We start from the raw sequence: 24,522 nt of genomic DNA on the forward strand, positions 1-24,522 counted from the left end.
GCACCCATCGTCCAATGATGTCCCCCTTAACGGCGCTGCCGGCGGTGGTTTAGTTGATACACAAGGGCAATCAACTGTGACCGATCGTTGACGCCAATTTTTTGAAAAATGTTTGTAATATGATTTTTCACGGTATGGACGCTAATGAACAGCCGTTCTGAAATTTCGCGATTGCTGCAGCCTTGAATGAGCAGCTCCAATACATCCATCTCCCGGGCCGTCAACTGCTTGGACAACATGTCGATATTGACCGTCCCATCATTCCCACCGTGAGCCTTGCCGCTGATCATCATCGCCCCAATCGCGGCCAACGCCGTCATATACACTTCCGCCTCTTTCGCTTCCCTTTCTTTCTTTATATGAACGGCGAGAACGCCATAGCGGCCATCGCTGACGAAAAACGGCACTTCCATCACCGATTTGCCCTCAACATCAAGCAGCGCCGGCACCTCGCTTTTCGCCTTCTCGCCGTGACAGCCATAGCGACGGCAGACATCATCCCGATAACGAACAGCCATTTCTACGTCCATCGCTCCTTCGCGGACAACGGCTGTTTGGCCATCGCTAGACCATACCACGCAGACGAAATCGCCGTAAGCGAGCTCCGCGGCAAATTCGGCCATCATCCGGATGATGTCTTCCTCGTTCTGCACCACACGCATGGCCCGTCCAATTTCCATCAACATCGACAGGCGCATCAAGTGGCGGTCCATTTTCATATCAACCTCTGTACATTTAGCCAGGAGCAGCCAATGTTGAACGAGGGCGGAACCGACCGAACGAAGCGCCGCCGGCAGTGAAGAGGACGCCTCGCTGCCGATCATGATCCATCCTTCCACTGCTTTCCCGTACGTCGCCGGATACGCAATCATCGCTTTCGGACGGATGCCATGGCGAACAAAAAAGGAAAAGCGTGGATCCAAAGCGGCATCTTGAACGTAAACCGAACGAAGCGGCGGCTCCGAAGACGAAAGCGGCGGAAACAACGCATCGATCATCTTGCCGCGCAGCTTTCCGGCCTTTTCCCCGCTTGCCGCCGCCACCATCCATCCTTGCGGACATTTGGCGATATACAACGCCATATCGACGCGTTCATCGAACGCCCGCAACTCAAAAAGCAGCTTGTCCACGTCCGCTAGGGCGGAGCTGTCCGCAACCACTGCTTCGAGCCGTTTTCCGTATTCACAGCATTGTTGCTTGCGGCGCTCGCCGCTGATTAATTCCCCGCATATGACCGCCATCTTTTCTATATCTTTTAACTTCGCTTCGACCGCCCGCGCCGGCAACGCCGCCACCTGTTCGATCGCTGACATCCATTCTCCAGTGTCCATCAGCGGTTGTTCGCAAATGAGCCATTTCGTTTCTTCCTCGATAAACACGCCTGCCCAAATCCAATATTCCGCCTTCTCATCGACAAACACGGGAGCGACGATGCTCTTCATGCCAAAACGCCCGACCGGCACGACCGATGGACGCTGCCATCCGTCCATGACAAGCTCCTGCGGGCAGAAAAACGATGGCGCTTCCCTTTTAGCGGCAAACAAAACGAACTCCGCCAACTCGGTCATATTCGATACTTTCGTCACGGGAGCGCCGTGATCATCGACGATCAGCATGCTCAACTCCGTCAATGCCGCGTATGCATCTTGAATATATTGCAACGATTCACGGATCACCACGCCTTCAACTCTCCTACAATACATTTTTATCCTTATCTATTATGGACAAACCATTTGCAAGAAATCAAGCATGAGCCCCCTCACAACAAAAATAAACCGGCGTGGGAGCCCTACGGACGACCCACGCCGGAACAAATCTTTTGAAACGGACAGAGGGCGACAAGCGCAGACCATTCGGAGAAAAGGCGTCACCAGTCAATGCGCAATTCAAGGGTGGCGAGGCAATCAGCCAGCTGCCGCTTAATCTCCGCCAATGCAGCCTCCGTCTTGGCTTCTGCACGCAACACAAGAATCGGCTGGGTGTTCGACGGCCGCACCAACCCCCAGCCGTCTGGGAACTGAATGCGGGCGCCATCCACATCGACAACAGGGAAACGGCCGGCAAATTTCTCTTTTACTCTGGCAATGGCAGCCGCTTTTTTCTCTTCCGGGCAAGCAACTCGCGTCTCCGGCGTCGCCGCGTACCGCGGCACATCGGCAAACCACTCGGACAGCGGGCGCTCATCGTGCGACAGTAATCGAAGCAGGCGCCCAGCGGCGTACAGCGCATCGTCATAGCCGTAAAACTCATCATTGAAGAACAAATGACCAGACATTTCACCGGCAAACGGGATCTCCGGACGACGGCGCAACGTCGCTTTGACGTGCGAATGGCCGGTGCGATGGAAGAACGGTTTCCCGCCGAGCCGCTCAATTTCCTCAACAAGCGCTTGCGAACATTTCACTTCAACGGGCGCGTCGGCTCCCGGATGACGCTTAAGAATCTCGCGCCAGAACAGCACCATCAGTTGGTCGCCCCAACGGATCGCACCCGTTTCATCCACAACCCCGATCCGGTCGCCGTCGCCGTCAAACGCGATGCCAAGATCAGCCTGCTCCTTGCGCACCATCTCAATCAAGTCCGTTAAGTTCTCCGGCACGACCGGGTCCGGATGATGGTTCGGAAACGTCGGATCGGATTCACAGTAAAGCGGGACGACATCGCACCCCCATTCTTTGAGCACTTGTGGCGCAATGATCGATGGGGTGCCGTTGCCGCAGTCGACGACGACCTTCAGCTTGCGCGGACCGAGCTTAATTTTCTCCTTCAACATCTTGATATAGGCCGGAGCAAGGTCAAGCGTTTCCTCGCGCCCGCGCGCTGTTTCAGGACGCGGCTGTTCCTGGCTGAGCCGCTCCATCGCCCGCCGCAGCGCTTGGATGCGCTCGCCATAAATTGTCGTTTTTCCCATGGCAATTTTAAATCCGTTCTCATCCCCTGGGTTATGGCTGGCGGTGATGATCATGCCGCATGGAATATTCGTGTAGTATAAGCTGTAGTAAAACATCGGCGTCGTCGAAAGCCCAATATCGACGACATCGCAGCCGCCATCGAGCAGCCCATCTTTGAGCGCCCGATGCAAGCCAGGCGATGACAGACGATTGTCATGACCGACAACCGCCCTCTTCTCGCCTTCCTTTTGCATCATGTCGGCAAAGGCCCGTCCGAGCCAATACGCGAACGACTCATCGAGCTCCTCACCGGCTCGTCCGCGGATGTCGTATTCTTTAAACACGTGTGCCGGCCATGCGAACGGTTTCGTTGTTGACGTATTCATCGACAACCACCTCCACCGAAATCGATTGAGCGATTGCTGCTGTTAACAAGTACGACAATGTTGACTCCGCCCCCCGATTCGGGTTTGGGCCGTTCGGGCCAAGCCCGTCGCAGCAACTGCCGTCGCTTGGGTCCGCAAGCGGCGCGTTGCCGTCGTTTTGTCCGTAAAACCAAGCGAGGCAGCGGCGGACGACGCCGCGATAACGCTCGTCGTCCGTTGCCCAATACGCTTCGCGCGCCGCCAAAGCGAGCTTCATCACATCAAGCGGCTGTTGATCCCAATCAGCGCGGTAGCGGCGGCTGCACCAGCCGCGGTTGCCGACCGGACGGATGACACCTCCCGGTCCGCTCATTTTTTCAATAAGGAAAGCAAGGCTTTTTTCCGCCACTTCCTTCACCTCATCCCGCGGCGCGCGCCGATATGCCGTCCAAAGCGCCCACGGCAGCACCCCGTTGGCGTACGTCAACTCCGGCTCGTACCAGCGCCAGCTGCCATCCGCGTGCGTTTCGTAGGCCTCAAGCAGCCGCCGCTCAAACCGCCCCGCCAGCGCGGCCAACTCTTCCTTGTCAATGCCGGGCACCCCCTCCTCTTTAAGCAAAACGCCGCACGCTGCCAACCCCCAGGCGATGCCGCGCAGCGAGCGAAGCTCCCATGCCGCCGGCAGCGCCCGCCTCAACATGTCCGCAGCCGCCTCGCGCCGCGCCGCGTCATCCAATTGCCTATACGCGATCGCCGCCGCCCAAAACGACCGCCCGAAGCAGTCGTCTGACGGCGTTTCCTCTTCTTTTGTCCGGTCAAAGAAAAAGTTGTTATGGAACGTGCCATCATCGTTTTGCGCCCAAAGCAAAAAGGCCAAATATCGGTCAAGCAGGCGATACAGCCGCTCCTTCGTTTCTTGATCGTCGAGCAACGCCAGCCACTCGAGGCACGCCCATATGGCGCGGGCGTTGTCATCGGTCGAATACCCTTCGCGCCGCCGCGGAATGCGGCCGAGGCTATGCTCAAGCAACCCGGTGTCGTCAGTCATGCGCTCGAGATGGTCGAACTTAATGACTGACGGTGCCAATGGTCTTCACCTCCCCACGTTTCGCGGCGCACATGCGCGCAAACAAGGCGACATGCTGTTCGCCGACGCGCGGCCAATGCGTGTTTGCCCCGATTTGGCGCACCTTTTCCTCCCATCGCTTCAGCGCCGCCTCGTCGGCCAACAGCTGCCCGAGCCGCTCTTCCCAGGCGGTCGTATCGCCATACGGCAACAACAGCTCTTCACAACCTTGCAACAAATCGCGCGCATGCTCATACGGCGTCGAAACGACCGGACGGCCGACGCCGACCGCATAGGCAAGCGTGCCGCTTGTAATTTGCTGCATGCCCGGGTACGGGGTGACGTACAAGTCGCATGCCGTCAAATAATCAATCAGCTCTTCCTCGCTGAAATACCGGTCCTCCATGCGAACATGGCCATCGAGCCCGAGCCGATGAATCAACGCTTTCAGCTCATCGCGATACGCCTCCCCTTCCCGCTTTTTCACTTCTGGGTGCGTCTGTCCGGCAATGACATACAGCGCTTCCGGCACCTTGCGCACGACGCCCGGCAATGCGGCCAAGACCGATTCAATCCCTTTGCCGCGGCTTAGAAGCCCGAACGTCAACATCACTTTGCGGCCGCTGAATCCGAGGCGGCGGCGAAGCGAATCGCGATTTTCGCTGCTTGGGCCTGGAGCACCGTGCGGAATGTAGACAATTTTTTCTTCCGGCAAGCCAAACGCTTTGACCAAATACGGGATCGCCTGCCGGTTCATGACGATGATGGCGTCGCTTGCCGCAGCGATTTTTTCTTGAATCGGGCGGTACGGCAGCGGCGGTTCGGCAAACACCGTATGGAACGTCGTCACGAGCGGCTTTTCGAGCGCCGCGATGAAATCGAGAATGTATTCGCCCGCCTCGCCGCCGAAAATGCCAAATTCATGCTGCAGGACGACAACATCGATGTCGCTTTCATTCACCCGTTTGGCCATCTCGGCATAAGCGGCGCGGTTTTGCGCCGGAAGCGGCCAATACGCCGGGTTGTGACGGTAGGCGTCATCGCCGTCGCTTTCGTTGTACAACACGATGACGCGGTCGCCATCGGACGGTCCGCGGACGCCGTCAATACTTTGCCGCAAATGTTCCGTAAACGTCGCCAGCCCGCACCGCCGCGGCGGATACGTGCTGACGTACGCGATTCGAATCATGCTTGCACCGCCTCCTTAAACTGGTTGATGATTGAATCCTCGAACACTTCTCCCGCCGTCGTCACCGTCCGGTAGCCGAAAATGCTGTTTTGCAACCGGCTGCGGTCGCGGATGACAGAGCGGTCCCAAACGATGGTTTGCGCGCAATGGACGCGGGCGCCGATTTGGCAGTGGTCACCGATGACCGCATTCGGGCCAATGACGGCCTGCGGACCGATTTTCACATGGTCGCCGATGAGCACAGGCGGCACAAACAAGACGCCAGACCCAATCTCCACGTTTTCACCGACAAACACGCCCGGTTGAATTTCACGTCCTTTGAGCGGAACCGGAAACTCCCGGCTCAGCGCATCCCAATGCACTTGGCGATAGCGGGCCGGCGTTCCCATATCGCGCCAGTATCCGTCACTGACGATGCCATAGACACCGACATTCCTTTCGATCAGCAGCGGGAATGTTTCGCGTTCAATCGACACTTCCCGCTCCGCCGGGATATAGCGCATCACCTCTGGCTCCAAAATATACATGCCGGCGTTGATGCGGTTCGATGGCGCTTCTTCCCGGCGCGGCTTTTCGACAAAGCGCAAAATTCTCCCGCTGTCGTCTTGTTCGACCACCCCATAGGAAGAAGGATCGTCTACTTCCGTTAAAACAATGGTCGCCAAACCGCCATGTTGACGATGGAAATCAAGCAGCGGGATCAATTGCGGCAAATGCACGATGTCGGCGTTAAACACGAGAAACCGTTCATCAAGCCAGCGCTCGGCGTTTTTGATCGCCCCAGCCGTTCCGAGCGGAGACGGCTCAAGCGCGTATGTAATGTTCACATTGAAACGTTTTCCGTCGCCGAAATAACGGCGGATCACGTGAGAGCAGTGATGGGCAGCGATGACAAATTCGTTGACTCCTTGGTCGCGAAGATGAATGATGAGGTGCTCAAGCCATGGCCGATTCGCAATCGGGGCCATCGGTTTGGGGATGTTTTCGGTCAATGGACGAAGACGTGTGCCTAATCCTCCTGCCAGCAACAATGCTTTCATTTCGTCATCCCTCCATACGATTTTTTTCACAAAACTAGACACGATTCTTGATGGATGAACGAGAAAATGAAAGTGATTCATAGATTGCTAGCACTCGGCTGCGATGGTTGCTAATAATAATATACATAATATTCCTTCTGTTGCGCAAGCGAAATGATTGTCGGATGGTGTCGATGAGGAATGATTGATGCTTGCAAATTTCAAAACTTTCATTTTCTCGTTCTTCTTTTTCTTTGCGGTATAATGAACATCGTTAATGCTATATATATGTGAGGGAGGAGGAGAATACGCCATGATTTCTTCATTTTTCCGTTACCGTGTCGGCATCGCCGGTGCCGGCGCATTCGCTGAATTTCTCGCCGGCGCGCTCGCCCCGCTTCCTTCCTTCCATCTCGCCGCTGTCGCCGGGCGGACGGACGAAAAACGCCAGCGCGTCATCGACGCCTATCGCCGCCGTCAGCCGCAGGCGGGCGACGTGCGCGAATACCGCGAAGCTGAACAATTGATCGTTGACCCGCACGTTGACATCGTCATTCTCACCACCCCGCCGCATTTGCACGCCCCGCTTGCCGAGCGGGCGCTTGAGGAAGGAAAACATGTGCTCCTTGAAAAGCCAGGCGGCCTCACCGCCGAGGCGCTGCGGGCGAACATCCAGCTCGCCGCCCGCCAAAACCGGGCGTTGGCGGTCAATCTCGTCTTGCGCTACCATCCGCTCACAGAAGCTGTCAAGCAACTCATCCACCGCGCGCTTCTTGGCCCAGTGGACTACGCAAGCCTTCACAACGCGGCTCACCGCGTCGCGGAAGGCCATTGGTTTTGGGACGAGCGGCGAAGCGGCGGCATCCTGATCGAGCACGGCGTCCACTTTTTTGAAGTCGGTCGCGATTGGTTTGGCGAAGCGGTTTCCGCGCACGGATTCGCGTTAAGGGAAACAGACGGCACACGGCCGCGCGTCGGCGCTACGGTGATTCATGAAGGCAACGGACGGCGCATCCCCGTCCATTATTACCACGGCTTTACGATGGACCCTGCCGCTTCGGAATCGACGCACTGGGACATTCATACGGCACGCGGGCGCATCGTGCTTGAAGGCTGGATTCCGACGCAGCTGTCCGTCTCCGGCCTCGTCACTGACGAGGAGGCAGCCTGCATTGACGCCTGGCTTGACGCCATCCCGACAAAGCCGTCGGCTGACGCTATCGAACAACTGCAGCAAGCGGCCGACCGGCTGTTGCCGCCCACGGAACCTTCAGCCGCTCCGCGCCGCCCATACGAGCGCACTGTGGTGCTCTCGGACCGCCACGGGTGGTACGAAGCGATCGCTCAAACGCGCTTTCTTGATTTTTGCCGTTTGATCGAAAACCCGAGCTGGCGCGTCCTCGTCACCGCCGAAGACGCCGCCGCCGACCTCTCCTTGGCCGAAACGTGCACCGTGACGGATAAAGCAGTCGACCCACTTGACATCCGCTAACTGCTGACACCAAAAGAGCCTGGTGCGGCCACATGGCAAACGGCCGCAACCAGGCTTTCTTCACCTCAATCGTCGATAGATCTCGGTCTCATCAGAACGTCCAAAACACCCTTCTGCGCTTCCCCCTCAACCAACAACGCCTCAACAGTCGGAATGTCCGCCGGCGCCCACTCAAGCGAGCGCAATGCTTGAAGCGGCACCCACCGAAGCTCAGCATGCTCCCGCGCCCGCGGCTCCCCATCGACTAAGCGGGCTTCATACGTCCGCAAATGCACGATGGCGTGTTCATACTCATGGAACACATCAGCCAACAACTCACCGACCGAAATGGTGCAGCCAAGCTCCTCGCGAATTTCCCGAACTAAAGCGTCTTCGGGCCGCTCCCCCTCTTCCACTTTGCCGCCCGGAAACTCCCACACGTTGGGCAGCGACATGTTCGGCGCGCGCAACGCACATAACACATCCCTCTGTTCATTGAAGATGGCTGCCCCGACAACATGAATGACCCGTTTCATTCATGACCCGCCCTTCTCATCCATATACGCCATTTTAGCAAAAACCGTCTCGCTTTCCAAAACAGTGGAACCCCTTTAGTCGTTATGTTAACTTTAAAGAAGAGCAGAACCTTTTCACCAGGTGCTCCGTATTCTCAACTGAAATCGCTGACAAGGGGGAGAACGTGTTGTTCAAAAAACTGTTAAGTTCGATCGGCATCGGTGCCGCCACTGTTGATACGAAGCTCGCCAAAGCGCAATATGTCCAAGGCGAAACCGTCGAAGGGGTTGTCGACATTCGCGGCGGCAGCGTCGAACAGCACATTGATGAAATTTATTTGGCATTAGTCACAACGTACATCCGCGAAATCGATGATAAGAAATTTGAAGAAAAAGCCGTGCTGGCGCGCTACAAAGTGAGCGGCCCGCTGACGATCGCGCCGAACGAAACGAAAACGATCCCGTTTCAATTCGCCTTGCCGTACGACGTACCGGTCACGCTCGGTTCTTCGCGGGTATGGCTGCAAACCGGCCTTGACATTAAAATGGCGCTCGACCCGCAAGACCGCGACTATCTCACCATCGAGCCGCACCCGCTTGTCGCCGCGTTTCTCGAGGCGGCCCGCCAATTAGGTTTCCGCCTTCGCCATGTGCAATGCGAACAAGCGCCGCGCTATTGGCAACGGCGGCTGCCGTTTGTCCAAGAGTTTGAATTCAAGCCGGCAAGCGGACCGTTTAAAGGCCGACTTGACGAACTGGAGGCCATTTTCTTTGTCTCCGAGCATGGGGTTGAAGCCATTTTAGAGATTGACCGCAAAGCGCGCGGGTTTGCTGGATTGCTTTCCGAGGCGCTTGATATGGACGAAACGCTTGTCCGGTTCACCTATGGGCCGAGCGATGTCGCTTCATTGGCGCAACGGTTGGCGAATGCAATTAGCCGGTATAGCTGAGCTAAAAGGGGCAAAAAACGAAGGGGCCACTCGGCCCTTTTGTACTATGTGCTATACGGATGCAGTGAAAAGCTTGTCTATCTTCCCTGCAGTCGACCCAACTGTTCTGCAAAAACCACATTACTACAATTTCAAATTGCACCACACACTCCTTTTGTTTTATTTGATTCATACGGCTAGGATTCAGTGAGCTTTTTGCTTTGCAACCGATGTCAGCCCCATCGCGGCTGGCTTCTTTTTCGACCTTGCCATAAGCGCAAAAGGCAATGCAACGTTTGGATAATTCAAACTATTCTAATATAACAATCTATTCGTTAATCACTAATATTCATGCTAAAATAGTGTTTGTTCACCACTGGAAAACACTTGTGCATGTACGGTGAATTTCATTCTTGATCATCCATGAGTGTCAGGAGGAACGTTATGAAGCAACTCATTGTAAGGTGGAATCAGCTTAGCCTTGTCAGACGTATCCTTGTCGGTATCATCATCGGGATTGTCCTCGCCATGGCCGTCCCGGAATCAACAAAATGGGTGTCCATTTTTGGTTCCTTGTTTGTCAGCGCTCTAAAGGCCGTCGCACCCGTATTGGTGTTCTTTCTCGTGGTCTCCGCCATTTCCCGCCATCAAAGCGGCCAAAAAACAAATATCCAACACATTCTTGTCCTATACGGGGCCAGCACGTTCTTAGCCGGTCTTACCGCCGTCGTGGCCAGCTTCATCTTTCCGGTTCATTTATCTTTAGCTGAAGGGATGAAAGATATCTCTCCCCCTAGCGGCATAACAGAGGTACTTCAGTCATTGTTGCTTAATATTGTTGATAACCCTATTCATGCACTGATCAATGCGAATTATATCGGTATCCTGACTTGGGCGGTGCTGCTTGGCATCGCATTAAGACCTGCGCCGGAGACGGTCAAAAACGTCATCGCCAGTTTTTCTGACGCCATTTCAAACATTGTCACATGGGTCATCAATTTGGCACCCATCGGAATCATGGGGCTTGTTTTTGACGCGATGGTCACCAACGGGCTTTCCGCTTTCATCGAATACGGAAAGTTATTGGCCGTTCTTCTTGGGACGATGTTTTTCGTGGCATTCGTCATGAATCCGCTGATTGTCTTTGTGAACATTCGCCAAAATCCGTACCCGCTCGTGTGGAGATGCATTCGGGAAAGCGGAATAACCGCCTTCTTTACGCGCAGCTCGGCCGCAAACATTCCGGTGAATATGAATTTGGCTGAAAAACTCGGATTAAACAAAGATACGTATTCGGTCTCGATCCCTCTCGGTGCAACGATTAATATGGCTGGCGCCGCCGTTACGATTTCCGTGTTGACGCTTGCTGCGGTTCACACATTGGGGATTGAAGTCGATCTAGGTACAGCGCTGATTCTTAGCATTCTTTCCACCATCGCCGCTGCAGGGGCATCCGGCGTCGCGGGCGGCTCGCTTCTCCTTATCCCGTTGGCATGCAGTTTGTTTGGCATCCCAAATGATATTGCCATGCAAGTAGTAGGGGTTGGTTTTATCATTGGCGTGTTGCAAGATTCATGTGAAACGGCCCTGAACTCCTCTTCCGATGTTCTTTTCACCGCAACAGCGGAATATGCGAAGAGACGCAAAGAAAAAACCGCCGTCATCATCGAAGCTGAATTTCATGCAAAACGAGCGGGTGGCAACTGAAACCCTTCTTGTATAAAGCCCGTTTCCCTCTCACTTGGGGGGAACGGGCTTTTCCTGATTTATGATGATTTGACAAGCAACGCACAGCACTCGACATGCGCCGTATGCGGAAACATGTCCACCGGTTGGACAGTTTTCAACACATAGCCGAACGGGGCTAGCTCCGCAATATCAGCCACAAACGTCTCCGGATTGCAGGAGACATACACCACCCGCTTTGGTTGCGCCCGGCCGATTTTGCGCATCACTTTTCCGCCTGCGCCAGAACGTGGAGGATCCAAAAGCAGCAGCTCCGGCCGCCCGAACTGCTCCAACACGTCATCAATCCCGCGCCGCGCATCCCGTGCCAAAAAGTACGTATTGTCAACGCCGTTGTCTTTCGCGTTTCGTTTCGCCGACTCGATCGACGTTTCCACAATTTCAATGCCCGCCAACGCCTTCACCCGCTTGGCGAACGGCAAGGAAAACGTGCCGACTCCGCAGAAGAGATCGATCATTTTCTCATGGGGCTTGGGCTCGCCCATCTCCAACGCCAGTTCAACCAATTTGGCCGCCTGCACCGGGTTCGTTTGGAAAAACGTATCAAACCAAAGACGGTAGCGGAACCCGCACAATTCATCGTAAATGAAATCCCGTCCGGCCAGCACGTGCGTTCGTTCCGCCTGGGTGCGGTCGGCCCACGCCCGATTCTCCAGCCAAAGCAAACTTTTTACGTCCGGGATCGCCTTCGTGATCCGCTCCGTCAAATCAGCCGCCGCTTCTTTCAACTCCCCTTCCGGCGCCTCGGTCGCAAAGAGCGCCACCATCACCTCTCCTGTCGCAAACGACTCGCGCACCATGACATGGCGAAGCAGCCCTTCATGGGTGTCTTTGTGATACCCAGGCAGCTGATGATCGCGCGCCCAACGCGCCACTTCCATAGCGGCTTTGACGATCTTCTCGCCGGCAATGAGACATGTCTCCAACGAAATCACTTGCCGGAAATTCCCTTGCTCGTGCAGTCCAAGCAGGCCCTCAGGAGAGAACGTAAACTCCATTTTATTGCGGTAATGCCACGGATGTTCCATCCCGATCGTCTCGCGCACAACGTCCGGATCAAATCCGTGCTGGGCAAGCAGCGCCTTCACCTGTTCGGTCTTATGCCGCAGCTGTCCCTCATAGCGCCAGTGCTGCCAGACACAGCCGCCGCAGCGGTCAAAGTGCGGACACGGCGGATCGAGCCGCTCTGGATGCCGCTCGATCACTTCTTCCACTCGGGCATGGGCCCTCCGGCGTTTCGGCCAATCGATCAAAACCCGCACCTTTTCACCAGGAAGCGTGGACGGAACAGTGAGTTTGAGCTTTTTTCTCCTCCCTTCTTCTTCCTGCCAAACGACCGCTTGTCCCGCTCCTTTTTTATCCAACTGATGAATGTCCGTAATGAACGATTGTTTTCCGCTGTCTGTCAATGGCTTTCCTCCTTCCGAGATGAACGATGTTGTCACCCTTTATGTATTGTACACGATCAGTGGACGAATCCAAAGAAACTTCGCGCAGGGGAAAAGATTGGGAATGAAAAGCATTGGAAGACGGAAAAACGGAATTCACGAGAACATCCGCCGGAAGCCCACTGCTTTAGCTGTGGGAGGAAGGCGGGGTTTATATTTTCAGTATATATTGAATTTTTCGTTCAATATAAGTACACTGGATTTAGAAAGGTAGGTGAATCAAGAATGCTCTGCACTCTCAAGATTAAATTAATGCCAACTCTTGAACAGTTTCATGCGCTGCTGGAAACAATGAAACGGTTTAACCAAGCATGCAACTATATTAGCGAGATTGCTTTTCGCTCCAGAACCTTTTCCAAAACGAAAATCCAGCGGCTTTGCTACTATGACGTCAGGGAAAAATTTGGCCTCTCTGCCCAAATGACCGTTCGTGCCATCGGCAAAGTGTCGGAAAGCTATCGTTTGGATAAAAAAACCTTGCATAACTTTAAAGAAACCGGTGCCATCGTGTATGATGAAAGAATCCTGTCCTTTAAAGGGTTAGAGTATGCTTCCATCCTTACCTTGCAAGGAAGAATGGAAATCCCTATGGTCATTAGCCGCTACCATCAAGGTTTGCTGTGTGGCAACCGTGTTCGGGGTCAAGCCGATTTAGTCCTTCAAAACGGTATTTTTTATTTACTGCTCGTGGTGGACGTTCCCGAAGGCCAGCCCAATTCCGAAAACGGATTTATCGGTGTGGACCTTGGCATCATTAATATCGCCGTCGATAGCACCGGTGAGGTATTTTCCGGCTCGAAGGTCAACGGGCTGCGCCGCCGCCATGCGAAACTTCGCGCCAAACTCCAAAAGAAAGGCACCAAGTCAGCGAAACGCCTGCTTAAAAAGCGTTCCAAGAAGGAAAAACTATTTGCCCGTGATGTGAACCACTGCATTAGCAAGAAGATTGTTGAAAAGGCAAAGGCACTCGGATGCGGCATTGCCCTTGAAGATTTAAAGGGCATCCGCCAACGCACCGAGAAAACGGTTAAAAAGCAACAGCGTCGTCAACACTCTTCTTGGTCTTTTTATCAGTTGAGAAAGTTTATTGAGTATAAAGCGGCGATCGCTGGCGTGCCGGTGGTATTGGTTCATCCAAAAAATACTTCCCGCACCTGTCCGGTTTGCGGACATGTGGCCAAAGAAAACAGACCGTCAAGGGATCAGTTTTGTTGTCGAGCTTGTGGGTACGCTGCCCCTGCCGACAACGTGGCTGCGGAAAACATCCGCAGGGCTGCTGTCAACCAGCCGAACGCGGCAGCCAATTAGGCTAGTTGCAAGCCCACGGCTTTAGCCGTTGGGTAGTTGACACAGTCGTTCGCAAGATTATGGATGACGGGTGGGAGAACATTGTCAACCAAAAACTTCCCGCATATCTCGAAGGATAAACGAACCGTTTCCGCGCCGAAGCACGATGTGTTTCACGCCATCGCCGATCCAATCCGCCGCCAGATGTTGCAGATGCTCGCGGACAACGAATTGTCGATTGCCGCGATTGCCAAATCCTTCCCGATCAGCCGCACAGCTGTCAATAAAGCAAGGTTGGGCAGCTGTCGGAAAACGGGACGTGAAACAAGGTACAGGCTGGAGCCCGAACCTCTCGTCGAACTGAAAACGTGGCTTTCCTTCTTTGAAGGGTATTGGGATGAACGGCTTGCGGCTCTCAAGCGTGTGGTGGAAGCGGATGAGGAGCCATCATAATGGCAAAATCGCATGAATTCACAGGGGTCAAGATGGTTCGAGGATGCCCATCCTAGAGAATGTCTAACGAAAGTGTTCCTTAATCCATATAGATGATGATGAAAAAAGGGTGTCCCGCTGCGTTCGGGACACCGTCGACTCCAACCAATCAACCTGTTACAATGCCTTCCCTTTCTTTTCTTCCCATCTCTTATATCCATTTTCCCAGAATTCCGCGTTCTTGATTCCGTATTTCGACGCGTTGAACTCCGGATCTTTCCCTTGCTTCAGCTGTTCTTCGTAATCTTTCAAGGCCATATAGGCCGGTTTAAACAACAACAAGATCGCAATCAAGTTGAGCCACACCATGATGCCAAGCCCGATGTCGCCCATCGCCCACGCCGTCGTCGCCGTTTTGACCGTTCCATAGAACGTGGCCGCCAAAAAGATGAGCTTCAAGGCAAAGAAGGCCGTTCCCCTCTTTTCACTGCGCACCAAATAGGCGAGGTTCGTCTCGGCAATATAGTAATACGCGTACATCGTCGTAAACGCGAAGAAGAACAGAGCGATCGCAATAAAGGCCGACCCGAATCCCGGGAAGAGCGTGTCCACCGCCGCCTGCGTATACCCTGCGCCCGGTTCCACCCCTTTCAAATGCTCGACAATCGTCTCTCCCGTTTTTTCATTGATCACATTGTATTGACCTGTAAACAAAATCATCAGCGCCGTCGCCGTCACGACCAAGAACACATCCAAATAAATCGAAAACGCCTGCACAAGCCCCTGCTTGGCCGGGTGGGACACTTCCGCCGCCGCTGCCGGGTGGGCGCCCGTCCCTTGCCCCGCTTCATTCGCATAAAGGCCGCGTTTGACCCCCCACATCACCGCCGAACCAAGAATGCCGCCAAACACTTGATCAGCGCCAAACGCGCTTTTGAAAATCAAACCAAACACATCCGGGACTTTCTCAATATTGGCCGCAATAATGGCAATCGCGACCAACAAATAGCCAACTGCCATAAACGGCACGACAATTTCCGCCGTTTTCGCGATCCGCTTCACTCCGCCAAAAATCGTAAAGCCAAGAACGGCAATCACGAAAATTCCCGTCACCAATTTCGGAATGCCAAACGCATTCGAAAAGCTGTCGGCAATCGAGTTTGCTTGAATTCCCGGCATCAGCACCGCCATCGAGAGAATGATCGCCGCGGCGATCACCACCGCAAACCATTTCCAGCCAAGGCCTTTTTCAATGTAGAACGCCGGACCGCCGCGGTATTGTCCGTCTTGTTCCTCTTTATAAATTTGCGCCAGCGTCGACTCGACATACGCGGTCGCCGCTCCGATAAAGGTGATCACCCACATCCAAAAGACCGCGCCCGGCCCCCCGTACGCAATCCCCGTCGCCGTCCCGGCCACGTTCCCGACGCCGATGCGGCCGGACAACGACATCGTCAACGCCTGGAAAGAAGACACCCCGGCCTCAGAGCTTTTCCCCGTCGTCACAAGCCGGACCATCTCTTTCACATGGCGGATTTGCAGGAAACGGGTGCGAATGCTAAAATACAAACCGCAACAAACAATGAATGCAATCAAAAAAGGACTCCATAGCCACCCGTTCACCGTTTCTACAAGCTTTTCAATCAACCCAATCCCTCCTATGCCAGCTGATTATTTTTGTTGTACAACACACAACTTAAATAATATTATAAATATTACACATTTCAGCTTCAATAATTTTTTTCATATATCATTCTTTTCTGCATTTTCTTTATATTTCCTGCGCTTGTCCTCGTGTAGAAAAATGAACGACTTTCTTCGCTTTTTTAAAAATAACTTTGAAGCCCAAAAATGATAGATGAGGCAAGACAGAGAAATCCGCCTCGAACGGTCCCCTAATGCCAGTCCTTGAGGCCTTGAGCGCGAGCCCCATCTCCCCCAATGATCCCCATCTGAATCGCCGCAAACGCAAAGCCGAACACACAGAACAGCGTGTTCGGCTTTGGCTGTTGTTACATATAGCCGATGAGAAACACGACAAAACCGGCCAATCCGACCGATGCGACGAAGAGGCCAAAGGCGATCCGTTTCGCGGCTTTGCTCTTTTGGACAACACCATACACGAACAACACGATCGACATGACCAACAAAAGCAAAATGAGAGACGAAATGCTCACGTTCAGCGCTCCTTATCGTGCACTGCCCCTAGGAAAGACAGCGCATCTCCATCCGTGCCATCACAACCAGCGATTGATCCATTCCCGCGAGAACCTCTTCCCGGTTGATGCCGCCCATCGCTCACGCCCCCACAATATCTTCTGAATTTCTGTTAATCTCATCGATAATGCGAATAATCCTCCGCGCGTCGTCCATGTTGTCTTGAAAGAGTTCAACAATGCTGCCGACGGTTTTAAACGGTTCTTCCTGCAGCACCCGCTTGTCCATGACTCCATTTTTCACAAAGTAATCGATGATCAATTTGACAAAACGGCTTTGTTGGATGTTCAACCGCTCGCTTGATAAAAATTCGGAAAACGCTTCGTTGGCGGCCTGCGGGTCAAGGCCGACGATTTGGCGGACGAGCTTTGTAATCGGCGTGTCTCCGAATTCTCTTTGATAATCGTCTTTTGTGCCAAGCTCGCTCCAAAGGATATGCTCGAGCGTTTTCAAATCTTGCACCGTTAACTTTTTGTTGTTTCGCAGCTTGTAAATGGCCATCTGATCGCGGTGTTCGTGCAGATAATGTTCCACCTTTTTCCGATAATTTTTCAGATCATTGACAGTAAATATCGGTCCGTTTTCTTTGACCTCTAAAATTTGGTCTTTAAAGTTCGTATAGTAAATTTTTTGCGTTTCTTTTTCAAGGAATTTGACTAAGTCACGCAACGCTTCGCGAACGGCTTCCAATTCGAAAATATCGGCTTCGATCCAAAACTCTTCCGTCTGCACCTTTTCGATGATATATTTTTGTTCCATCACTTGAGGAATTGAACCGAGCTTAGATAACGCCTCTGCGGTGCGAATCACACTCCGAATCGGCTTTGTGGCATTTTTCGTTTGCAGCTTCGCCAATTCGATCGTGTACATGAGTAAATCAAAACGTTTCGCAAATTCATCATCATTCAACGGAACAATCAGCGGCGAAATATGTTCTTTGATTTCATTAACATCTATCGCCGTTAAGGAGTCCCATTTAGTCCGGTTTGTGAACTACCCACCACCTACGCTTCGCTTAGAGGTGGGGGCTTCAAGCGACTTGTGTGTGTTCGCTGAACGGTAAGCCACACACAAGAACCCTTTACGCTTCCCTTCGTTCCGAAGGTGTCCGTTCTAGCCATATTCTATCCTATTCGTTGGCTAACGCCAACCGAAATTCATCTCCCACTTTCACTGGTGCTGGCGCACCTTCACGTTTAGAAGTAGGAGACTTCTTTCGGAGGGAAGTTAAATTTTTTCAGTTCCCTTCGAGCAATTAATGGACCACAGCTGGGCCGATTAATGCTGCTGGTTTTTCCCCTAAAGCCAGCTTGCTTATATTTGCATAGCTAATATGTTTATATGAATGCAGCAATTGTTTTAATTCCGGAAATCTTTTATCTGCTTTCAGTTTTTCGATTTCCTGATGATAGATAGACAATACATAATCATCTTGGAATTTCGGTTGGAATTTACCTGGGTCTTCATCCATTAGTAAAGAGCCCATATATTGATATCCATACTGTAATTGACGGGTCAAATGGATGATATTTAAAAATTTCCGATAAATGGATGGTGTTGTTGCCTTTAAGTTTTCGATAGCGGTTTGTGCATTTTTCAACTCATCGTAACTAGAGTCTATTATCACACTATATCATTCCTTTGTTCCGTATTAATCCCACGGTTTATTCAGTGAAAGTCTGGCCACGAGTTCATTATTTTTTTGTCTTTTTAGCTTGCGAATCTTTTCACGTTCTTTTCCTGTTTCGTAAAGATATTTTTCTTCCTCAGTTTCTGGAATAACTGGCGGTACTTCCAACGGTCTTTTATTTTCATCCAGGGGAACAAAAGTGAAAAATGCTGTAGCTGCAATTCTTCGCTTTCCAGTTTCCAGATCTTCTGCAATTACTTTACAGAAAATCTCCATGGATCTTTTCCCTGTATAGCTAACAAACGATTCAATACAAACCGAATCACTCACCCGGATCGGTTCAAGGAAATTAACGGAGTCAACCGATGCCGTAACACATTCCTTTACCCTTGTATGCCTGCGGGCGGAAAGCGTCGCACATGCATCCATCTTTTTCATTAAAACTCCGCCAAATAATGTATGATAATTGTTCAAATCATTAATGAGTACTTGATCGGTTTGAACAACACGTGTCTCTTTCATTTTTTTTGCTTCCATTATGATCACCTTATATATAACAATACTTTTGAAGCGTACGCTTCATCTGCATTAGAATTTTTACAAAAAGAATTATAATACAGCTGGTTTGCAAAGATACAATGCCAATCCTATATACAATTCATCACAAAATAGTATGGAAGCGCTCTTTAACCTATATAGATGCAATTTGAAGTTTTCACATTGGTAGCTTTTACTGAGCATTGGATCGACTGTCGAACGACCGAACAACACCGCTTTCAGCCCCATGTATGGGTCGAGAAGCGGGTGGTTGTTCAGTCGTCCGTCATGCCTTGGCGTGACGGAGGCAAGAAAAGGCTTGCCCTCGACAGTCGAAAAATCGATAAGTGGCTTTTCTGTCAAAGATATGTTAAACGTTTTGGTTGCACCTATATACACAAAATAAAAAGCTTCCCCTTAACAAGAGGAAGCCTTCTTATTGTTGACTCAATATGGATTAGGAATCCTGGCCGGGATTAGCTGTCGACAGCTTTATTTTTGCAAATCGGATAAATTCTTTCGCAATCTGTGATAAATTTGCATCCTTTCTCCAAATCATTGCCAGATTCCATTCAATGTCCGGATTGGTGACGGTGATCGTTTGAAAATCATCTGATAGTTCTAAACATGTACTTTCAGGCAGCAAAGTAATACCTATATTGTAAGCAACCAATTCTTGAATAAACTCTAATTGTGATGTTTCCGAAACAATTTTCGGTTGAAAGCCAGCTTCTCTACAAGAATTGATGACAAGATTCCTTAACTCAAAATCGCGGTTGAACATGATAAAGTCCTCATCTTTCAATTCCTGCAATGACACTTCCTGTTTTCCGGCAAGACGATGAGAGGAGGAGACGACTAGTTTTAACTTTTCATTCACAAACTTAAAGCTGTCGAGATGTTCATTTTTTTCGGAAAGAACCACTACCCCAAAATCCAATAAATTATTGAGAACCTTCTCTTCTACTGGCTTTGAACCATCCTCTTCCAATAGGAATATCACCTCTGGATATTCTTCATGGAACGAAGCAATCAGTTTTGAGAAGAAAATCGAATTGGTAATCGTAGGAAGACCGATGCGAATTTGCCGTTTTTTTAGCATAAACATTTTATCGAGTTCCGCATCCAATTGCTGCAGCTGATTTTCAATTTTTAAAGCATGTTTTTTTAAAATACGGCCTGCATCCGTTAATATCAGCTTCTTTCTAGTACGGATGAAAAGCGGTACCCCAATTTCATCCTCCAACGACTTGATAATTCTACTGAGAGCAGGCTGCGTCATGAACAGATTCTCAGAGGCAGTGGTAAAATTGCCAGTACGTGTAACCTCAAGAAAACACTTCAATTGCTTAATTTCCATTAAATCAAACACCTTATGACATTTTAATGATAATAAAGTTTACCATACTTTTGACTGTAGCACTTCACATTTGTTTTGTCAAATAAGCGAAACATAAAGCCTTGATGTTAGACTAAAAAATTGGACACTGAGAACAGAGAGACGATAATAAGCATAATTAGATACCCGATTAGTAAGGAATACCAAGTGTTGTTCGTAATTTCATCGCCACCCAATTTTTTGGGCTGCTGGTGCAATTGCAACAAAAATAGGATGAGAATCCTCCAGCCCATTAAAAAAATCATATCGATTTCTTAAAAAAAGAGCGGTTTCACTTACTTATTTTAGGATAGCTAAACACGACTTTATATGTAGGTTGTTCTTTTTCATCCCTAAATATGCGGATTCCAGTATTTTTAATTTATTTATTACCATTAATCCATTCGTCGTTGCATTTCTTTCAACTAAGCTTTTGAATAGATAGCTAAAAAGAAAAGAATGAGCAGAGATGTGCACTTCCGCTAAAGGGCTACCGGTACCGTCAAGAATTTTGTGTAATGTAATGGGGTAGGGTTTCTCTGAAATGAATTTGGAATGAATGGGGAACTAGTTTCCTCCACACAAAACTATGTTCGGCATCTTTTTTATAATCTGCGACCCATTTATGAAGAGTTTTTGGTGAAATATCGAGTTGTCTTGCGGTTTGAATGACCGCTTTTCCTTCCTCGATCACTAATTTTACTGCATGTATCAAAACGTCTAGCCATTATAGACACTCCCTATGATTGATAGATTTACTATACATTTCTCTATTCGTTGTGTCTATAATCTAGACTAACATCAAAAAAATATAAATAAAAACCTGAAATTTCAAAAATCCAAACTTTTCGATCCGAAGACCACGAAGTTCGTGAATTCAAGAAACGTATTCGGGATCTGGAGGAGAAAAGAAGGAGGGAAACTCTATCTTAAAAAAGGTGATGCACTTAATCAAGTTTGACAATTAAAATTTATTTTTATATTCTATAAATAGAACATACGTTCTATTAAACCTTATTTTTCCCTTGCAATACTTTGCACTTGTATTTTTTTCTATATGTAGTCTTCTCGCATTATTGATAATCACCCCAACAACAATTTATAATAAATTCCATTAATTGGAAGGACGTAGACAATGCTTTATAAAGCTCGAACTAAGTCTAAAGAATTGTTGATTATGGAGCTTTTGAACACTCGAATGAATTTATCTAGCACGGACAAACAGTATTATCACTCTTTGAAAAAGGGTTATGAAGGGGAAGTTTTATTTGATGCCTTAACAGAGAAGCTTCAATGTGAATGTTTTATTTTAAATGACTTACTACTAAATATAAATAATACCAACTTCCAAATTGATTCTCTATGTCAAGACCGATTATTTTTTCCCCAAAATCGCCGGTTTAAAATTCCCCAGAAGGATCTTATTGATCCTTCTGTTTTTCTTGTTGGAGCCTCTTTTCCCGTAATCGATAGCTTTCCCCCTTTAGGTTGAAAATGATGGAATGATGCAGTAATCGATCTAACATCGCGGTCGCCAATACCGAGTCTCCCACAACTTCTCCCCATTCCCCAAAGCTTTTGTTGGAGGTGAGGATAATCGGGGCATGTTCATACCGACGGGCGATGACCTGAAATAAGTAATGAGCGCTGTTTGGGTCCAATTTTAAGTACCCCATTTCATCAATAATGAGAATGGTTGGCTTCACAAACATGCGAAGCTTTTTTTCCAGCTTTCCTTCCTGGTCGGCTTTTCTTAACTGAGTGACCAAATCATGGGCGGTAATAAAATACGTTTTATACCCTCTTGCGATCGCCTCCATTCCAATCGAAATAGCCAGATGTGTCTTTCCAATCCCCGGCGGACCGAGAAAAAGAATATTCTCCTTTCGATCAATAAACGATAAGGTAAGCAGCTCTCGAATCCGGCGCTCATCCACGGAAGGCAGTGCGTTAAAATCAAACGTATCGATCGTCTTGCGATATGGCAGTTTGGACAGTTTGATGAGCGTTTGGATCGATCGTTCCTGTTTTTCGATGATTTCCGCCTCTAATAAGCGGAATAAAAACTCCGAATATGGTATATTATGAGTAGCTGCGTATTCTGTCATGGCAGACCATCGTTCCGCCATGACAGGCAAATGGAGTCGGTGGCAATACTCGTGTATTTGTTCTTTCATGAGCTTTCCCCTCGCAGGAACGTGTCATAAACGGACAATGGACGAGTATCCACTTCCACCGAAACAGGCGAAATGGTGACGGCCGTTTCCGTCTGTTTCTTTTTGATTTTTTCGGCGAATGAAATCACTTTTTTCTGTTGGTTCAAGTAAGAAATCTCCTCCCCTCGATAATACAATCGAATATCCCCATTTAATCGCTCCTTCACCAGAATTTCTTTGCCCGTATACTTCGCCGATAGAAGCCATTGTTCCCCTTTGTAAGAGAAACTGCCATCCCAATGCACCTTCCGATAGGAAAGATAGCTCGTATCGTAATCGTTCAACGGGAGAGGTTTCAGCTGTTCCTCTGCCCAACGCTCTTGCGGAGGAATGCCGGTAGTGGCGTTTGGCTTCCGATTCGCCACTTGATCGAGCCAACGATGGAGAAGGAAATTTAATTCCTCGATGCTTTCAAACGCTGTCCCCACATAGAAGTGATCCATGATATACTGAATGGCTCGTTCGACTTTTCCCTTTGTCTGGGCCCGGTAAGGCCGGCACACTTTTGGAATAAATCCGTAGTAACTCGCAAATTCAGAAAATCGTTGATTCCATTTCACCACTCCTTGTTCCCGGCCGTCTGTAACGGTCTTCATATTATCAAATAACACCTTCTTCGGAACTCCGCCGAAGTATTGGAAACTCTGAATCAGGCATTCCATTAAGTGTTCCTGGTCCTGGCTGGTCGTAAATACCGCGTATTTCATCCGCGAATAGCCTAATGTGGCCACAAATAGCGATAACTTGACTTTTCTCCCTTCGATTATCACCTCCCCGACTTCTTTCCAATCGACTTGCATTTGTTCACCAGGAAGCGTTTCATAACGAACGGTGTATTTCTTTTTCGCCGTCTCTCGGAAAGGTTTTATATAGTCCTTTAAAATCGTCTTTCCTCCTGTATAGCCCTGTTGTCGAATTTCGAAAAATAACTTTTCGCTATTGAACACCCCATCCTCTAACATTCGTTTTTGAAGATACTCTTTAAATGGATCTAACTTGCTTTTTCTTTGTTTTCGCTTAGATTTGGAAGGGGGATTGGGGGAGTGAATATATTTTCGAACAGTTTTCCGATCAATCCCCAACTCCCTCGCAATATCGGAAATACTCATTCCTCTTTCGTACATCTCTTTGATCATAAAAAATTCCCCTCTCGTAATCACGAACCATAGCTCCTCTCATTGACACTATGGTTCTATTGTAAGTGGGGAATTTTATTTCGGCTATATTGGGGATTTTATCATCGGCTTTAACAGGAATTTCACAACCTTCTCTGTCACGTATAGAAAATGGTAATCAAGAGATAACATTTCAATTTTTAAAAAAAGCCTGTGAAACGTTCAATATATCCATGAGCGATTTTTTTCGTAATATTGGAGGAAAAAAGTAAGTTGCAGGAAATTCATTTGAGAAAGGAAAATAATGTGAATTCCGAAGAAGAACTTGATACTATATTAGCTAATATGATATCGACATTGTCATTTGAACAGAAAAAGGGGTTATATATTTTCTTGCTTCCATACATGAAAGATTAATTATAGCGGCGAACAAACGTTTTACTAAATGGCATATTAAAAGATAATAAATTCCAATTTTCAGTTGATTAATGGATATTCAATTAGTTATAATTAAAGAAACTTGTTGTTAGTGCAACTTGTAGGTCTAGAAGGAGGAAATGTTGCTAAGACATTTCCTCCTTCTTTTATTTTTTCAAATACACAAAAAGAAAAATATTTCCTCAAGAACGATTTCCAAAATGAAATTACGCTGTTGTTGGGAATTTTTATGGTAGAAGAGTATTTTTGGTTAGTATCTGTTAGCTTATCTCTATAATTATTGCGTCAAATTCCTTTCACTACAGTTATTATTTTAAGAATGTCACTAATTCTCTTTTTATATATCAGAAAATTTAAACTTTTTTACCCCTATTAAAATATTAAGAATCCGAAAGTATCATATTTCAGCTAGATTAGTAAGCCGGCTGAAACGTCTAGCCCCATTAATGTAAAAAACTAAATGGAGGCAACGACGGAAATGAAAATTGAGAGAATTTATCTATATAAGTTGAAACTTTGTTTTACATCCAGTAGAGCGCCCACCGCATTCTATCAAAATGACTTGTTATGAAGGAAAACAGAATCGAACAATCGGAAAATCTTTATTGCAACTTATATAAATGAAGTTAAACT

General features: G+C 49.2%; 21 protein-coding genes and 1 pseudogene. 6 read left to right on the forward strand and 16 right to left on the reverse strand.

The window, feature by feature from the left end:
- Positions 1-26: 26 nt before the first annotated feature.
- The 5 genes from GZ1_RS06860 to GZ1_RS06880 all read right to left on the reverse strand — a co-directional run bounded on the left by GZ1_RS06860 (position 27) and on the right by GZ1_RS06880 (position 6,551).
- Positions 27-1,679: a helix-turn-helix transcriptional regulator gene (locus tag GZ1_RS06860; RefSeq protein ID WP_015373888.1), complete on the reverse strand. Its 1,653-nt coding sequence runs from the start codon at positions 1,677-1,679 to the stop codon at positions 27-29.
- Positions 1,680-1,867: 188 nt separating this feature from the next.
- Positions 1,868-3,277, reverse strand: coding sequence for a phosphomannomutase/phosphoglucomutase (locus GZ1_RS06865; RefSeq protein WP_060788179.1), 1,410 nt, complete (start codon positions 3,275-3,277; stop codon positions 1,868-1,870).
- Entirely contained in the window at positions 3,228-4,343 is a 1,116-nt protein-coding gene (locus GZ1_RS06870; RefSeq protein WP_060788180.1) for a hypothetical protein, read from the reverse strand. The genes GZ1_RS06865 and GZ1_RS06870 overlap by 50 nt, the downstream gene beginning before the upstream one ends.
- Positions 4,324-5,511 (reverse strand): glycosyltransferase family 4 protein, encoded by a 1,188-nt coding sequence (locus GZ1_RS06875; RefSeq protein ID WP_060788181.1) that lies wholly within the window; start codon positions 5,509-5,511, stop codon positions 4,324-4,326. Before GZ1_RS06875 ends, GZ1_RS06870 begins: the two co-directional genes overlap by 20 nt.
- Complete coding sequence (locus GZ1_RS06880) at positions 5,508-6,551, reverse strand: nucleotidyltransferase family protein (protein WP_060788182.1); 1,044 nt, start codon at positions 6,549-6,551, stop codon at positions 5,508-5,510. The genes GZ1_RS06875 and GZ1_RS06880 overlap by 4 nt, the downstream gene beginning before the upstream one ends.
- Before the next feature lie 292 nt (positions 6,552-6,843).
- Between GZ1_RS06880 and GZ1_RS06885 the strand changes: the two genes are divergently transcribed.
- Complete coding sequence (locus GZ1_RS06885; RefSeq protein WP_060788183.1) at positions 6,844-8,022, forward strand: Gfo/Idh/MocA family protein; 1,179 nt, start codon at positions 6,844-6,846, stop codon at positions 8,020-8,022.
- A gap of 65 nt (positions 8,023-8,087) precedes the next feature.
- Here GZ1_RS06885 and GZ1_RS06890 read toward each other — a convergent pair whose 3' ends face one another.
- Entirely contained in the window at positions 8,088-8,537 is a 450-nt protein-coding gene (locus GZ1_RS06890) for a (deoxy)nucleoside triphosphate pyrophosphohydrolase (RefSeq protein ID WP_020754997.1), read from the reverse strand.
- A 164-nt stretch (positions 8,538-8,701) separates the two neighbouring features.
- Here GZ1_RS06890 and GZ1_RS06895 point away from each other — a divergent pair, with 164 nt between their 5' ends.
- Both GZ1_RS06895 and sstT read left to right on the forward strand, forming a co-directional pair.
- Entirely contained in the window at positions 8,702-9,466 is a 765-nt protein-coding gene (locus tag GZ1_RS06895) for a sporulation protein (RefSeq protein WP_020754998.1), read from the forward strand.
- Between the two features lie 423 nt (positions 9,467-9,889).
- Positions 9,890-11,152, forward strand: a complete 1,263-nt coding sequence (gene sstT / locus GZ1_RS06900) for a serine/threonine transporter SstT (RefSeq protein WP_033005564.1) — start codon at positions 9,890-9,892, stop codon at positions 11,150-11,152.
- A 59-nt stretch (positions 11,153-11,211) separates the two neighbouring features.
- Here the strand turns inward: sstT and rlmD are convergent, their stop codons facing one another.
- Positions 11,212-12,600, reverse strand: a complete 1,389-nt coding sequence (gene rlmD, locus GZ1_RS06905; protein WP_060788184.1) for a 23S rRNA (uracil(1939)-C(5))-methyltransferase RlmD — start codon at positions 12,598-12,600, stop codon at positions 11,212-11,214.
- Positions 12,601-12,864: 264 nt separating this feature from the next.
- On the opposite strand from rlmD, the gene GZ1_RS06910 reads away from it, so the two are divergent.
- Entirely contained in the window at positions 12,865-13,947 is a 1,083-nt protein-coding gene (locus GZ1_RS06910; RefSeq protein ID WP_015863580.1) for an RNA-guided endonuclease InsQ/TnpB family protein, read from the forward strand.
- 81 nt (positions 13,948-14,028) lie between these two features.
- Complete coding sequence (locus GZ1_RS06915; protein WP_050572306.1) at positions 14,029-14,379, forward strand: ArsR/SmtB family transcription factor; 351 nt, start codon at positions 14,029-14,031, stop codon at positions 14,377-14,379.
- 156 nt (positions 14,380-14,535) lie between these two features.
- On the opposite strand, the gene GZ1_RS06920 is transcribed toward GZ1_RS06915, so the two are convergent.
- The 9 genes and pseudogenes from GZ1_RS06920 to istA form a co-directional block, all read right to left on the reverse strand.
- Positions 14,536-16,005 carry an alanine/glycine:cation symporter family protein gene (locus GZ1_RS06920; protein ID WP_060788185.1) on the reverse strand — a complete coding sequence of 490 codons (1,470 nt, stop codon included), beginning with the start codon at positions 16,003-16,005 and terminating at the stop codon, positions 14,536-14,538.
- Positions 16,006-16,370: 365 nt separating this feature from the next.
- Positions 16,371-16,535, reverse strand: a complete 165-nt coding sequence (locus GZ1_RS19235; RefSeq protein ID WP_015373875.1) for a hypothetical protein — start codon at positions 16,533-16,535, stop codon at positions 16,371-16,373.
- A 121-nt stretch (positions 16,536-16,656) separates the two neighbouring features.
- Positions 16,657-17,568: pseudogene (locus tag GZ1_RS06925) on the reverse strand (type I restriction-modification enzyme R subunit C-terminal domain-containing protein); the annotation flags it as partial.
- Positions 17,569-17,830: 262 nt separating this feature from the next.
- On the reverse strand, positions 17,831-18,202 hold the full coding sequence (locus GZ1_RS06930; RefSeq protein ID WP_060788187.1) for a hypothetical protein: 372 nt from the start codon (positions 18,200-18,202) through the stop codon (positions 17,831-17,833).
- Positions 18,203-18,226: 24 nt separating this feature from the next.
- Positions 18,227-18,742 carry an acyl-CoA thioesterase gene (locus tag GZ1_RS06935; RefSeq protein WP_060788188.1) on the reverse strand — a complete coding sequence of 172 codons (516 nt, stop codon included), beginning with the start codon at positions 18,740-18,742 and terminating at the stop codon, positions 18,227-18,229.
- Between the two features lie 457 nt (positions 18,743-19,199).
- On the reverse strand, positions 19,200-20,102 hold the full coding sequence (locus GZ1_RS06945; RefSeq protein ID WP_060788190.1) for a LysR family transcriptional regulator: 903 nt from the start codon (positions 20,100-20,102) through the stop codon (positions 19,200-19,202).
- A gap of 520 nt (positions 20,103-20,622) precedes the next feature.
- Positions 20,623-20,835 carry a transposase gene (locus tag GZ1_RS19845; RefSeq protein WP_083509282.1) on the reverse strand — a complete coding sequence of 71 codons (213 nt, stop codon included), beginning with the start codon at positions 20,833-20,835 and terminating at the stop codon, positions 20,623-20,625.
- A gap of 706 nt (positions 20,836-21,541) precedes the next feature.
- Positions 21,542-22,297 (reverse strand): IS21-like element IS5376 family helper ATPase IstB, encoded by a 756-nt coding sequence (gene istB, locus GZ1_RS06950; RefSeq protein WP_060788191.1) that lies wholly within the window; start codon positions 22,295-22,297, stop codon positions 21,542-21,544.
- Complete coding sequence (gene istA / locus GZ1_RS06955; RefSeq protein WP_060788192.1) at positions 22,294-23,496, reverse strand: IS21 family transposase; 1,203 nt, start codon at positions 23,494-23,496, stop codon at positions 22,294-22,296. Before istA ends, istB begins: the two co-directional genes overlap by 4 nt.
- 41 nt (positions 23,497-23,537) lie before the next feature.
- Between istA and GZ1_RS19565 the strand changes: the two genes are divergently transcribed.
- Positions 23,538-23,723 carry a helix-turn-helix domain-containing protein gene (locus GZ1_RS19565; RefSeq protein WP_255211278.1) on the forward strand — a complete coding sequence of 62 codons (186 nt, stop codon included), beginning with the start codon at positions 23,538-23,540 and terminating at the stop codon, positions 23,721-23,723.
- The last annotated feature ends 799 nt before the right edge of the window (positions 23,724-24,522 follow it).

The organism is Geobacillus zalihae NBRC 101842, from assembly GCF_001544135.1.
GTDB lineage: Bacteria > Bacillota > Bacilli > Bacillales > Anoxybacillaceae > Geobacillus > Geobacillus zalihae.